The following is a 12,342-nucleotide window of genomic DNA, read 5'->3' on the forward strand; positions in this document are numbered from 1 at the left end:
GCACCAGGGGACGAAGATTGTCAGAAATGCCGCGCCGCGCCCATACAGGTAGGCCAAAAACGAGAGACCGACATGCCCGCCCAAACCAATTTGAAGCCGGTGCTGACCGCGCAACAAGTCAATGCGCTGCTGGAGACCGTCTATCCGCAGCTCAATGAGCAGTTCAAATATTTCGAGGCGATCGACGTGTTCCCCGGCGGCTGCACCGTGCGGCTCAACGCCGGCGAGCGGCACTTGCGTCCGGGCGGCACCGTATCCGGCCCTTCGCTGTTCACGCTGGCCGACATTGGCGGCTACGTCTGCGTGCTCAGCCATGCCGGGCCGGATGCGCTTTCCGTTACCGTCAACCTCGACATCAATTTCGTGCGCAAGGCCGAGGCCGGACCGATCGATGGCCATTGCCGCATCCTGAAGCTCGGAAAGAGCCTGATGGTGTTCGACATCGACATCGTCGCCGGCCCGGACCGGCACACTGTGGCGCACGCCACCGGCACCTATTCGATCCCGCCAAAGCGAAATGGCGATGTGGTAAAATAATACCTTTTAACTAAACTATTGTTTTTGCAGTACTTTACCTGCTATCCACCGTTTCGTGCACCTTGACGCCACAAACACCCTCGCCTATAAGCCCATCACGAAGCAGCGGCCCGCAAAGGCCGCCGTTTTGTTATTGGCGGCGGGCAGCGTCCTTCCGACAATCCAAGCAACAAGAAACGCCTTCCCTCGTGAAGGTCAGAACCGAGAGCAGAAAACATGACAACCTTTTCGCAGAAGCCTGCGGATGTGGTGAAGAAGTGGATCCTGATCGACGCCGAAGGTCTCGTCGTCGGTCGTCTGGCCACCGTCATCGCCAATCATCTTCGCGGCAAGCACAAGCCGACCTTCACCCCGCATGTCGACGACGGCGACAACGTCATCGTCATCAATGCCGACAAGGTGGTGTTCACCGGCAAGAAGTTCACCGACAAGGTCTATTACTGGCACACCGGCCACCCAGGCGGCATCAAGGAGCGCACCGCGCGCCAGCTGCTCGAGGGTCGTTTCCCCGAGCGTGTCGTCGAGAAGGCCGTTGAGCGCATGGTCCCGCGTGGCCCGCTCGGCCGTCGCCAGATGAAGAACCTGCGCGTCTATGCAGGTGCCGAGCATCCGCATGTCGCCCAGCAGCCCGTCGTGCTCGACGTGGCCAAGCTGAACGCCAAGAACAAGAAGGTCGCATAAGATGGCTGAGCTTTCCTCGCTCGCAGAACTGGGCGCCGCCACCGGCAACACCAATACCCAGCCGGCGGCCCCCGTCCACGTCCAGAAGCTCGACAAGTCGGGCCGCGCCTATGCCACCGGCAAGCGCAAGAACGCCATTGCGCGCGTCTGGGTGAAGCCGGGTTCCGGCAAGATCATCGTCAACGACAAGGAATTCGCGACCTATTTCGCGCGTCCGGTCCTGCAGATGATCCTCAACCAGCCGATCGTCGCCTCCAACCGCGCCGGGCAGTACGACATCGTCGCGACAGTTGTCGGCGGCGGTCTCTCCGGCCAGGCTGGCGCCGTGCGTCACGGTATCTCCAAGGCGCTGACCTACTACGAGCCGACGCTGCGCGCCGTGCTCAAGAAGGGCGGCTTCCTGACCCGCGACAGCCGCGTCGTCGAGCGCAAGAAGTACGGCAAGGCGAAGGCCCGTCGTTCGTTCCAGTTCTCGAAGCGCTAAACGCTCCGCAGCTTCAGACCATCGAAAGGCCGCCTCCGGGCGGCCTTTTTGTTTGCGGCTCGGCAGTCACCCCATCCGCGCCTGCGGCGCGACCTCCCCTCGACGGGCAGGTCGGCGCGTAGTGCCGGTGGGGTGATGGCGCCGTCACAAAACAGGTCAGGCCTTGCCGCCCTTGATATAGTCGATGAACGCCCGCAGCGGGGCCGGAACCAGGCGCCGGCCGGGATAATAGAGGAACGGTCCGGGAAAACTCGGCCACCACGGTTCGAGAATGGGCTCAAGCGCGCCGCTTTCGAAGTAAGGGCGAAGCCAGCCCTCGAAGAGGCCGATGATGCCTGTGCCCGCGATGGCCGTATCGACGGCAAGATCGGTCGCGCCGCCGATGCGCACGATCAGCGGCCCTGTCGGATCGACCCGCACCACCTCACCGTCGCGCTCGAACTCCCAGGGCAGCATCGCACCGCTGGCAAAGCGCCCGCGCACGCAAGAGTGGCCAAGCAGATCGCTCGGGTGTTGCGGTCGCCCATGGCGAGCAAGATAGGCAGGGCTGGCGGCGGTGGCGAAGCGCTGCACGCGCGGTCCGATCGGCACCGCGATCATGTCCTGCTCCAGCCGCTCATCATAGCGGATGCCGGCGTCGCACCCGGCCGCCAGCACATCGACGAAGTTCTCATCGGCGATCACCTCCAGCCGGATGCCGGGATAGGCGGCGAGGAAACCCGGCACGATATCGGGCAAGATCAACCGCGCGGCGCTGACCGGCACATTGAGACGCAGCGAGCCCGCCGGCCTGTCGCGAAAGCCGTTCACCACGTCCAGCGCCGCCTCCACCTCCGACAGCGCCGGGCCGAGCCGCTCCAGCAGGCTGAGGCCCGCCTCGGTGGGAACAACGCTGCGCGTCGTGCGATTGAACAACCTGACGCCAAGCTGCACTTCCAGGCGACGCACCGCCTCACTCAACCCGGAGGCGCTGCCGCCGCTCGCACGCGCGCCATCGCGAAAACCGCCGGCGCGCGCCACCGCCACGAAGGCGTTCAGATCGCTGAGGTCCATCATTGTTCGCCATTCCGCACGGCCTGTGTGGATTGTACCGGATTATCACGAGGTTGGGCAGCGCCTATCTCTGCCTCCTCAAAGGAGATCAATCATGTCCAACATCCAACAATCCGGCACCTTTAAGCTCGGCAGTCATACCGTGAAGCGGCTCGGCTACGGCGCCATGCAGCTCGCCGGTCCCGGCGTTTTCGGACCGCCTAGGGACCATGACGCGGCATTGGCCGTGCTGCGCGAGGCGATTGCGCAGGGGATCGACCATATCGACACCAGCGACTTCTATGGCCCGCACGTCACCAACCTTTTGATCCGCGAAGCGCTGGCGCCCTACCCTGACGATCTCGTCATCGTCACCAAGACCGGCGCCCGGCGCGGCGCGGATGGATCGTGGTTGCCGGCCTTTTCTGCCGAAGCGCTGACCCAGGCGGTGCATGACAATCTCAGCAATCTCGGGCTCGATGTGCTCGACGTCGTCAACCTACGCATCATGTTCGATACCCATGGTCCAGCCGAGGGATCGATCGAAGCGCCGCTCACCGTGCTGGCCGAGCTTCAACAACAGGGCCTGGTCAGGCACATAGGATTGAGCAACGTGACGCCGGCCCAGATCGCGCAAGGACGCGGGATCGCCGAGATCGTCTGCGTGCAGAACCAGTACAATCTTGCGCATCGCGGCGACGACGCCCTGATCGACGATCTTGCCCGGGACGGCATTGCCTATGTGCCGTTCTTCCCGCTCGGCGGCTTCAACCCGCTGCAATCCTCCACCCTGTCGGACGTCGCAACGCGCCTCGGCGCCACGCCAATGCAGGTTGCGCTCGCCTGGCTGCTGCGCCGCGCGCCCAACATCCTGTTGATCCCCGGTACATCGTCGGTCGGGCATCTCAGGGAGAACCTCGCGGCTGCCGAACTGGTACTTTCAGATGATGTGCTGGGAGAGTTGGATGGGATGGCGACGGCGGCTTGAGGCGCAGGACCTGCATGCAGCTATGGAAGCTAAGGCCGTCTTCGGACGGCCTTTTTAGGGCTCGGCAGTAACCCCGCCCGCTTCGCGCCGACCTCCCCATCAAGGGGAGGTGGGGCGCCGCGCTTTACATCCAGACTACTACCTGGTCGTGCAGGCCCCCGGCGGATCGAAAATAGCCGCGACCTCCTACCTCCCCTCGATGGGGAGGTCGGCGCGCAGCGCCGGGTGGGGTGATGGCGCCGGCGTTCCCAAGGTGGGGTGACTGCGCCAGCATCGGATTGCTAATTGATACTGGCCGTATTCGCCGGCTCAACGGGCCGCGCCTCGTCCGCATAGGGCACGCGAAAACCATTCGCCGCCAGCCAGCCGATGGCCGCCTTCGGCTCGTCGGTCTGGATGATGGTGGCGCCGCGATCGGCCCAGAAACCCCAGGCTTCGCGCGGCAGGCTGGCCTGTATGGCCAGTTCGTCACCGCGGCCGCCCGCCAGGAAGCCGCCCGGTTTGTTGGCGATGGCGTAGGTGTCGGCCCAGATGTGCCAGTTGCCCCTCACCGCGGCCGCGCGCATGCGCGTGCTGAACAGCGGCCCGCCGGCTTCGGTCAGCGTGTCGGCGCCTGCCCGCCAGTTGATGAGCTCGATCGCGCGCGGCGAAAAGGCATGGTCGACCGTCCGGGCGAAGCCGGCATCACGCACCGCATCATCGGCGATGATCGGCATGAACTGGAAGCCGCCGCCGATAGCGGCCATGGCGGCCTTAACCGTGGTGATCCTGGCCTGGTTCCACAAATTCTCCTTGACGATGACCTGCTCGGCCAAGCCGAGATCGCGAGCCACCGCGATCATGCCCGAGAGGTCGCCGACGTCGAGCTTGTTGTCGAGGTTGATGAGGATCCTGTCCCTGGTTGCCATGAGCATCTCGCGCAGCGTCGAAACCGTCTCATTGGTGACGGCGCCGGTGCCCTCGATCACCAGCCTGCAGGTCTTCAGTTCGGCCAGTGTGTATTTGACCACCTCGCCCTTGCAGGTCGTGGTGCGGTCGAGCCAGCTGTCATGCATGACGACGAACTCACCGTCCTTCGAGCGCCTGATATCGACCTCGACGATTTCTGCGCCCATCGCGATCGCCCCCTCCACGGCGGCAATCGAATTTTCCGCGTAGAGCGTCTTGCCCGCCTGCATGCTGCCGGCGCGATGCGCGACCACCATGACGTGGTCGCGCCACTGGTTGGCGTGCTCGAAGCGGTCAAGAATCTGCCTGGCGCGGGTCTCGCCGGCCAATGACTGGCCAGAAAAGGCCGCAAGTGCCGAGGAAAACAGAAGGCTCAGCCAGATGGTCCGCATCGAGAATCGCTCCTTGCCGGATCGAAATCGGGATAGGCGACCCTCGTGACATCCAGGTGAACGAAGCCGGCTAGCGGTTGTTCGCGGGGAGTGCGCGTCAGATGCGTTTTGAGAGCCTGCGGAACCACGCCATGGCCGGCATCTCAATGAGGCGCCAAGTGATCCAGGAGGCGGCAATGGTGGCGGCGAGCATGACGGCGATTGCCACCGCTCCCATCCAGCCGGCACCGAAGCCGGTGGCAGGCTGGCCGCGCAGCGTGAAGTCGCCGATCAGGCCGAGGCCGAGCTTGCGCTCGACGAGCCCGGCGACGTTGATCATGCGCGCCTGAACGAAGACGTGGACCATGTAGATCGAGTAGGACAGCGCGCCGAGGGTCAGCATGAACGGGGCTCTCAGCAAGGCGCTGATCCAGCCGCCTTCATGGGCGAACAGAAACAGCGCCAGCGCGAACACCAGGGGGGCCGCGATGCCAAAATCATTGTCGCCCGCCAGCGAGACGAAAAGCACGATGACCGCCACCATGACGATCTCGGCAAGGGTCCAGGCCATCCGCGGGCCACTCCTGGCGAGGACCTGTCGCGCCCCTGCAATGGAATCATGCTGAAACCAGGCCAGCAAGGCGCCGAGCGAGAAGCCATACAGGCAGCGGATGAAGCCGAAATCGAAGGACACATCCATATGATGGGTCGAGAAGCCGAGCAGGAACAGCGGTGCGGTGACGGCGGCGGCAACGAACCATATCCAGGCGCGCGCGCCGGCGACGAAGACCACGCCGGCAAACAAGAGATAGGCGAAGAACTCGGCCGAAATGCTCCAGCTCGGCGCATTCCAGGTCAGCTGATCCTCGAAGCCGACACCCTGGAGCAGGAGAAGATTGGCAAGCAAACTCTTGAGATCGAAGCCGCCGGTGAAGGGAGCAGCCCCGGTTCCATGCAGTTGCGGCAGCATCAGCCGCAGCAGCTCGAAGCCGGCAAAGGCGGCAAGCATGAGCAGGTGCAGCGGGTAGATGCGGCCGAAACGGACCAAGGCGAAGCGCGCGACCTGTTCCGGCTGGTTCAGCCGATCGCCGTAGCTGCTGGCGATGACGAAGCCGGAAAGGACGAAGAAGAAATCGACGAACAGGTAGGACGAACCGATGAAGGCGCTTTGCGAAATCGTCGAAGCGGTCGGAAAGTGAAACAGCGCCACCAGAAGCGCGCAGATGCCACGCCACGAATCGAGCACCAGGAAGCGTTCACCGGCGACCGTGCCGGTGTGGGTCGACGCCGCGGCACGGGTGGGGTTGAGAAACGCGGTCTGCGTCATGATGATACAATCCTGTCTTGCCGTGGCACTCGGGCAGCGCCATTCCGTCTCGCCAAGCTGTGACTGGCATCTTCCGTGCCGGTTCTGTAGTTGTTGCAACCCGATGAAAAACGAGGATCCGTAATGGCGAACAACAACATCGACAACGCCTTCACCGCCCGTTCCAAAACGGGCGCCGCGTTCGAGCCGACCTATTCCGGCGCGCTGTCGTTCATGCGGCGCAAATACACCAAGGACGTGAAGGGCGCGGATGCTGTGGTATGGGGTATTCCCTTCGATGCCGCCGTCACCAACCGGCCGGGCGCCCGCTTCGGGCCGCAGGCCATCCGCCGTGCCTCGGCGATCCTCGACAACGACCCGCAATATCCGTTTTCACGCGATCTGTTCGAGCATCTGGCGGTCGTCGACTATGGCGATTGCCTGCTCGATTCGGGCAATCATCAGAAGACACCCGGCACGATCGAACGTGAAGCGGCCAAGATCCTGAAGTCGGGCGCCTTCCTGCTGACGCTCGGCGGCGATCATTTCGTCACCTGGCCGCTGCTCAAGGCGCATGCCGCCATCCATGGTCCGCTCGCCTTGGTGCAGTTCGACGCCCATCAGGACACCTGGCCGGACGACGGCAAGCGCATCGATCACGGATCCTTCGTAGGCCGTGCCGTCAAGGAAGGCATCATCGATCCCGACCGCTCGATCCAGATCGGCATCCGAACTCATGCGCCCGACACGTTCGGCATCAAGATCCTCCATGGCCATGAAATCGAGGAGATGCGGGCGTCCGATATCGCCTACGCCATCGTTGACCGCACCGGCGGCAAGAAGACCTATCTCACCTTCGACATCGACTGCCTCGATCCGGCCTATGCGCCGGGAACCGGCACGCCGGTCGCCGGCGGACCGTCCTCGGCGAAAATCCTGTCAACGCTGCGCCAGCTCAACCAGATCGATATTGTCGGCGCCGATGTCGTAGAGGTTGCGCCGGCCTATGATCACGCCGATATAACGGCGATCGCCGGCTCGATGGTGGCCATGCAATATCTCGGCCTGCTGGCTGAGCGAAAGGCCCGGCTTGAAGAGTTGAACAACGGCAACCACAATGGTGCCGCAGTGATTCAAGGTCAGGGCATATAGTGTTGAAATACCAAGGAATTTGATCAACCCATGAAACCGAAAATCTTCATCGACGGCGAACACGGCACCACAGGCCTGCAGATCAGGGCGCTGCTTACCGAGCGCAGTGATCTGGAGATCATTTCCATCCCGACCGAACGCCGCAAGGAAACGGCGGCACGCGCCGAGTTCCTCAACGCCGCCGATGTCGCGATCCTGTGCCTGCCCGACGACGCGGCGAAGGAAAGCGTCTCGCTGATCGCCAACGACACCACCAAAGTCATCGATGCGTCGACCGCGCATCGCGTGGCGGAAGGCTGGGCGTATGGTTTCGCCGAGATGGACAAGGACCAGGCAAAGGCGATCGCCTCGGCAAAACGCGTCGCCAATCCAGGCTGCTGGCCGCAGGGACCGATCGCCACGCTGCGGCCGCTGGTCACATCAGGCCTGCTGCCGGCGGATTTCCCGATCACCGTCAACGGCATTTCGGGCTATTCGGGCGGCGGACGGCCGATGATTGAGGACTATGTCGCCAAGGGCGAGGACGCCTCGGAATTCCTGCCCTACGGCCTCACCCTTCAGCACAAGCACGTGCCGGAATTGAGGGCCTATGCCAGGCTGTCGCATGATCCGATCATGCAGCCGGCGGTCGGCAATTTCGCGCAAGGCATGATCACCGTCGTGCCGTTGCAGCTTGGCGGCCTCGACCATGTGCCGACCGGTGCGGAACTGCATGCGGCGATTGCCGACCATTTCGCCGCTATCAAGGGCGGCGTGGTCGAGGTGGCGCCCTATGCGCATTCGGAGCGCATGCCGGAGATCGATCCCGAGGTCTACAACGGCACCAACCGGATGAAGGTCTATGTCTTCGCCAATGACAAACGGGCGCAGGCCCTGCTGCTGGCGGTCTACGACAATCTCGGCAAGGGTGCCTCGGGCGCCGCCGTGCAGAACATGGATCTGATGCTCGGCCTCTGATGGACACGCCCGCCTTTCCGGCGCGCTGGAAAGTCAGCGCACCCGAACTCATTGCCGAGACCTTTTCGAGCCGCATCTGGAAGGTTTTGCGCGCAGACGGCTCGCCGGCGATCGTCAAGGCGCTCAAGCCTTTCGACGACGTCGCCGACGAGTTGCGCGGCGAGCATTATCTGCCTGGCGACGCGGCGAAGGCGCGGTGCGCCTGCTCGGCCGCGACGGCCACAGCATGCTGCTCGAATATGCCGGTGAGACCTTGTTGGAGCAGGTGCTCGACCAACAGGGCGACAACGCCGCCACCGAAATCGCGGCCGAGGTGATGGCGAAACTATTTTCACAGGGGAAAGACCCCTTCCCGCCCGAGCTTCAGCCGCTCCGGGAACGGTTTTCAAGCCTGTTCAAGAAGGCGACAATCGACCGCGATTCGGGCCATGACAGCCTCTATGTCGAGGCCGCCATCATCGCCGATCGACTGCTGGCCAATCCGCACGATATCAGGCCCCTGCACGGCGACCTGCATCACGAAAACATCCTGCACGGGCCGCGCGGCTGGCTGGCGATCGATCCGAAGGGCGTTCTCGGCGACCCCGGCTTCGACGCCGCGAACATGTTCTACAACCCGCTCGACCGGGACGAGCTTTGCCTCGATCCGGAGCGGATCGCGCATATGGCCGAGATCTTCGCCAAAACACTGGGCCAGACGCCACCAGCCGTCCTTGATCATGCCATCGCCTATGGTTGCCTGTCGGCTGCCTGGCATCATGAGGACGACAATGAGGTCGAGGAGAGCCGCGAATTGTCGATCGCCGAGGCGATCCGGGCGGTGCGGGCAAGCTTCTGATCGCGGGCTGCGGCGCGGTAATCGCTTGTTCACAGCGATGGGCTACTGACTGGCCTCGGCTCCACTTCGGGATTTGTCATGGTTAGCGCGATTTCGGGTTCCTCCCAGGCAGCCCAGTATTCCTCGTCGAGTTCCTCGAGCAATGCAGCCCAGGAGGCCGCGCTCGAAAAGCAGATCCAGGACCTGGAAGACCAGGCCAAGGCGATCACGGATCAGGTAAAGGCTGCCCAGGTGCAGCAGGATATCGCCGTGGCCCAGGCCAGGCTCGATGCGCTCAAGGCCGCCGACAAGGTAGCCAAAGCCGCTCAGGACCAGTCCGCGCCGTCCGCCGCGGCGTTGCGGCAGGCGGAATTCGATGGCGAGAAGACGACATCTACAAACGAATTCTGGATGTAGTTGGCCGATCGGTTCGAGGTCAGGCCCTGCGTGCGATTTCGTGCGGCAAGGGATAGGCGCCCTTGGTGCCGCGCCAATGGGCGGCTGCAAACCCCAGGACGATGAGCGCAAATCCCTGATGGGTCAGCGCCATATGCAGCGGCACATGCATCAGCAGCGTGCCGATGCCGATCGAGGCCTGCACCAGCACAGCCAAGAACAGCAGCGTCGCGCGGCGCGCATGCGTTGTTTCAGGCAGCCGCCGGCGCGTGGCGATCATGTGCCACAACGCCACGACGAATACCGTGTAAGCGCCAAGCCGATGGACGAACTGCACCGTCTTCGGGCTCTCGAAGAAGTTGCGCCATGCCGGCTCGAGGATCAGCAGATCGCCCGGGATGATCTTGCCATCCATCAGCGGCCAGGTGTTGTAGCTGAGGCCGGCGTCGAGCCCGGCGACCAGGCCGCCGAGATAGATCTGGATCAGCGCCAGCAGCACGATGAAGCCGGCCAGCCTCTGCGTCGACCTATCGGCGGCAGGCTCGGAATGCGGCGCCAACCCTCGCGCGACCACCATGGTGGCGGTGAAGATCAGCGCGGCAAGCGTCAGGTGGGTCGCCAGCCGGTACTGGCTCACGGACACACGGTCGACCAGTCCTGAAGCCACCATCCACCAGCCGATGGCGCCCTGCAGGCCGCCAAGCAGGAGAATGCCCACGAGTTTCGGGCCCAGGCCGCGCTCGATGCGGCGCGTCGCCCAGAAAACCAGCAGCGGCAACGCAAAGACCAGACCGACGCTGCGCGCCAGGATGCGGTGCGCCCATTCCCACCAGAAGATCGACTTGAAGGCCTCGATGCTCATGCCCTTGTTGAGCTCGGCATATTGCGGGATCTGCTGATAGAGCTGGAATTCCTCTTGCCACTCGGCGTCGTTGAGCGGCGGGATCACGCCATGGATCGGCTTCCACTGCGTAATCGACAGGCCGGAATCGGTGAGCCTGGTGGCGCCGCCGACCAGCACCAGCGCAAACAGCACCAGAAGCACCACATAGAGCCAGCCGCGCAGCAGCGCCCGGTTATGCAGGTCGCGGTCGCGGGCGACGTATGGCGCGGCAGCTGATATGGCAGCCATGATCTTGTCCCGGCAGGTTGATTTGGCGGATTGGTGGACCATCGCACCCGTGCTGGCAAGACCATACGGCGCGGCACGCCGTCGCGCCGCGTCTCACCGGTTGCACAGTCTCGCCTCAAGGCATATGCGAGGCCAATACCCCTTGAGCCTGCCAAGCCGCCTGTGCAAATTCCGGCATGCTCGATCAGGAGACCAACCATGCCCCTGCGTCTGAAAAAGCTGATCGGAATGTTTCTGCTGGTGGCGCTGGTCATCGTCTATGCGCTGGTCGCATCGATCTTCGCGGTCGCCCGGCTGTCGGAGTCGGGTCCGTGGGTGCATTTCCTTTTCTTCCTGCTCAGCGGCCTGCTCTGGGTGCTGCCGGCAATGGGCATCATCAAATGGCTGATGCTGGAGCCGAGAGCCAAGCGCTAGGCGAAACCGCCAGCGTCAGATGGTGACGACCATCTTGCCGGCATTGGCGAGCGGCGTCGTCACGCCCGACAGCATGGTGCGGATGTGGGCGAGGCTCTGGTAGCGGCCGTTGACGGAGATGCGCGGCAAGGCGTGCAGGAACCCGGCATGCTCGGCGCGCAGCACGCCGTGGCGCGTCGTCACGGCGGAGGTATAGCCGGCGTCGCGGGCAAAGCCCACTTCGCGGCAGCCGACGGCGCTGGCATAGCCATAGGGATAAGCGAAATGGCGGGGCATTTCGCCCAGTTCGGCCTGCAACATGGCGCGCACGGCGCCAACCTCGTGCCGGGCATCGGCTTCGGAGAGCCGCTTCAGGTTGCTGTGGTTGATCGTATGGGCGCCGATCGTCACCAGCGGATGCGCGGCGATGCGACGGATTTCATCCCAGCTCATCAATGTGCGCAAGCGTGGGCCGTCGGAGTCGATGCCGTTTGCGCGAGCTAGGTCACGCAACACAGCCTGCAGGTCCTCCTCGCGGATTTCGGCGGTGAGATAGGCGTGCAGGCGTGCATTGGCCTGCAGCTTCTTCGCGGGGGTCGAGCAATCGATTGTCAGGGGACCGTTCAGCCGCGTCAGAGTGAGGGTATCGCGCGCGTTGACGATGTCCTCGACAACGTCCCACCACAGGTCGGCTGTGCCGTTGATCAGCCCGGGCGCGACATAGATGGTGATCGGCGCGCCGTGCTTCTCGAGCACCGGCAGCGCCTCGACCATGTTGTCGCGATAGGCATCGTCGGCGGTGATCGTGGCAAACTGACCGCCTTTGCCGCCCACCTTGATGCACTCCACCGCTTCGTCCATGGAGACGAAGGCATAGCCATGCGCCTTCATGTCGGCGATCATGGCGTCAAGGAAGCCGGGCGCGATATTCAGATGCCGGTTGACGCTGTCCGGCTTTTCCGGCGTCGCGGTAACACGGTGCAGCATCAGGATGGCGCCAATGCCGCCGATGAACGGCTTGGCCAGCGGTGCAAGGCCGGTATAGCGGGCGACGTTCAGCGCCAGTTTCCGGATTGCCTCCCCGCCGTCGATCATTCATTCACCTTTTGCGCCTAGGCTGATCCAAGCACGGAATGCGCCTATGCGAA

The 12,342-nt window shown here is 63.7% G+C and carries 13 protein-coding genes and 1 pseudogene; 9 read left to right on the top strand and 5 right to left on the bottom strand.

Annotated elements, in window-relative coordinates; translation table 11 throughout:
• Nucleotides 1–72 precede the first annotated feature (72 nt).
• The 3 genes from NKH95_RS23495 (at nucleotide 73) to rpsI (ending at nucleotide 1,702) form a co-directional block, all read left to right on the top strand.
• Nucleotides 73–537 (top strand): PaaI family thioesterase, encoded by a 465-nt coding sequence (locus NKH95_RS23495; RefSeq protein WP_023810273.1) that lies wholly within the window; start codon nucleotides 73–75, stop codon nucleotides 535–537.
• A 216-nt stretch (nucleotides 538–753) separates the two neighbouring features.
• Entirely contained in the window at nucleotides 754–1,218 is a 465-nt protein-coding gene (gene rplM, locus NKH95_RS23500; protein ID WP_013532205.1) for a 50S ribosomal protein L13, read from the top strand.
• A 1-nt stretch (nucleotide 1,219) separates the two neighbouring features.
• Nucleotides 1,220–1,702, top strand: a complete 483-nt coding sequence (rpsI, locus tag NKH95_RS23505) for a 30S ribosomal protein S9 (RefSeq protein WP_352442562.1) — start codon at nucleotides 1,220–1,222, stop codon at nucleotides 1,700–1,702.
• A gap of 156 nt (nucleotides 1,703–1,858) precedes the next feature.
• Here the strand turns inward: rpsI and NKH95_RS23510 are convergent, their stop codons facing one another.
• Nucleotides 1,859–2,758, bottom strand: coding sequence for a LysR family transcriptional regulator (locus tag NKH95_RS23510; protein ID WP_023810271.1), 900 nt, complete (start codon nucleotides 2,756–2,758; stop codon nucleotides 1,859–1,861).
• Nucleotides 2,759–2,849: 91 nt separating this feature from the next.
• On the opposite strand from NKH95_RS23510, the gene NKH95_RS23515 reads away from it, so the two are divergent.
• Nucleotides 2,850–3,722: an aldo/keto reductase family oxidoreductase gene (locus NKH95_RS23515; RefSeq protein WP_023810270.1), complete on the top strand. Its 873-nt coding sequence runs from the start codon at nucleotides 2,850–2,852 to the stop codon at nucleotides 3,720–3,722.
• 281 nt (nucleotides 3,723–4,003) lie between these two features.
• On the opposite strand, the gene NKH95_RS23520 is transcribed toward NKH95_RS23515, so the two are convergent.
• Together NKH95_RS23520 and NKH95_RS23525 are read right to left on the bottom strand one after the other, a co-directional pair.
• Nucleotides 4,004–5,062 carry a glycerophosphodiester phosphodiesterase family protein gene (locus NKH95_RS23520; protein WP_023810269.1) on the bottom strand — a complete coding sequence of 353 codons (1,059 nt, stop codon included), beginning with the start codon at nucleotides 5,060–5,062 and terminating at the stop codon, nucleotides 4,004–4,006.
• A 97-nt stretch (nucleotides 5,063–5,159) separates the two neighbouring features.
• Nucleotides 5,160–6,368 (bottom strand): acyltransferase family protein, encoded by a 1,209-nt coding sequence (locus NKH95_RS23525; protein WP_023810268.1) that lies wholly within the window; start codon nucleotides 6,366–6,368, stop codon nucleotides 5,160–5,162.
• 123 nt (nucleotides 6,369–6,491) lie between these two features.
• Here NKH95_RS23525 and speB point away from each other — a divergent pair, with 123 nt between their 5' ends.
• The 4 genes and pseudogenes from speB (at nucleotide 6,492) to NKH95_RS23545 (ending at nucleotide 9,690) form a co-directional block, all read left to right on the top strand.
• Nucleotides 6,492–7,499 carry an agmatinase gene (gene speB, locus NKH95_RS23530; protein WP_023810267.1) on the top strand — a complete coding sequence of 336 codons (1,008 nt, stop codon included), beginning with the start codon at nucleotides 6,492–6,494 and terminating at the stop codon, nucleotides 7,497–7,499.
• 30 nt (nucleotides 7,500–7,529) lie between these two features.
• A complete protein-coding gene (gene argC / locus NKH95_RS23535; RefSeq protein ID WP_023810266.1) occupies nucleotides 7,530–8,456 on the top strand; it encodes an N-acetyl-gamma-glutamyl-phosphate reductase in 927 nt (308 codons plus the stop codon).
• A pseudogene (locus NKH95_RS23540) lies at nucleotides 8,453–9,294 on the top strand (aminoglycoside phosphotransferase family protein). Before argC ends, NKH95_RS23540 begins: the two are co-directional and overlap by 4 nt.
• Before the next feature lie 78 nt (nucleotides 9,295–9,372).
• Nucleotides 9,373–9,690 (top strand): hypothetical protein, encoded by a 318-nt coding sequence (locus NKH95_RS23545; protein WP_023810265.1) that lies wholly within the window; start codon nucleotides 9,373–9,375, stop codon nucleotides 9,688–9,690.
• Between the two features lie 19 nt (nucleotides 9,691–9,709).
• On the opposite strand, the gene NKH95_RS23550 is transcribed toward NKH95_RS23545, so the two are convergent.
• Nucleotides 9,710–10,801: a COX15/CtaA family protein gene (locus tag NKH95_RS23550; protein ID WP_023810264.1), complete on the bottom strand. Its 1,092-nt coding sequence runs from the start codon at nucleotides 10,799–10,801 to the stop codon at nucleotides 9,710–9,712.
• 198 nt (nucleotides 10,802–10,999) lie between these two features.
• Between NKH95_RS23550 and NKH95_RS23555 the strand changes: the two genes are divergently transcribed.
• The gene (locus NKH95_RS23555) at nucleotides 11,000–11,215 is read left to right on the top strand and encodes a DUF2842 domain-containing protein (RefSeq protein ID WP_023810263.1); all 216 of its coding nucleotides are present in this window, start codon (nucleotides 11,000–11,002) and stop codon (nucleotides 11,213–11,215) included.
• A 15-nt stretch (nucleotides 11,216–11,230) separates the two neighbouring features.
• Here the strand turns inward: NKH95_RS23555 and NKH95_RS23560 are convergent, their stop codons facing one another.
• The gene (locus NKH95_RS23560) at nucleotides 11,231–12,289 is read right to left on the bottom strand and encodes a polysaccharide deacetylase family protein (RefSeq protein WP_128305460.1); all 1,059 of its coding nucleotides are present in this window, start codon (nucleotides 12,287–12,289) and stop codon (nucleotides 11,231–11,233) included.
• Between the last annotated feature and the right edge of the window lie 53 nt (nucleotides 12,290–12,342).

Source organism: Mesorhizobium sp. M0848, assembly GCF_040319805.1.
In the GTDB taxonomy this organism is placed as follows: Bacteria; Pseudomonadota; Alphaproteobacteria; order Rhizobiales; family Rhizobiaceae; genus Mesorhizobium.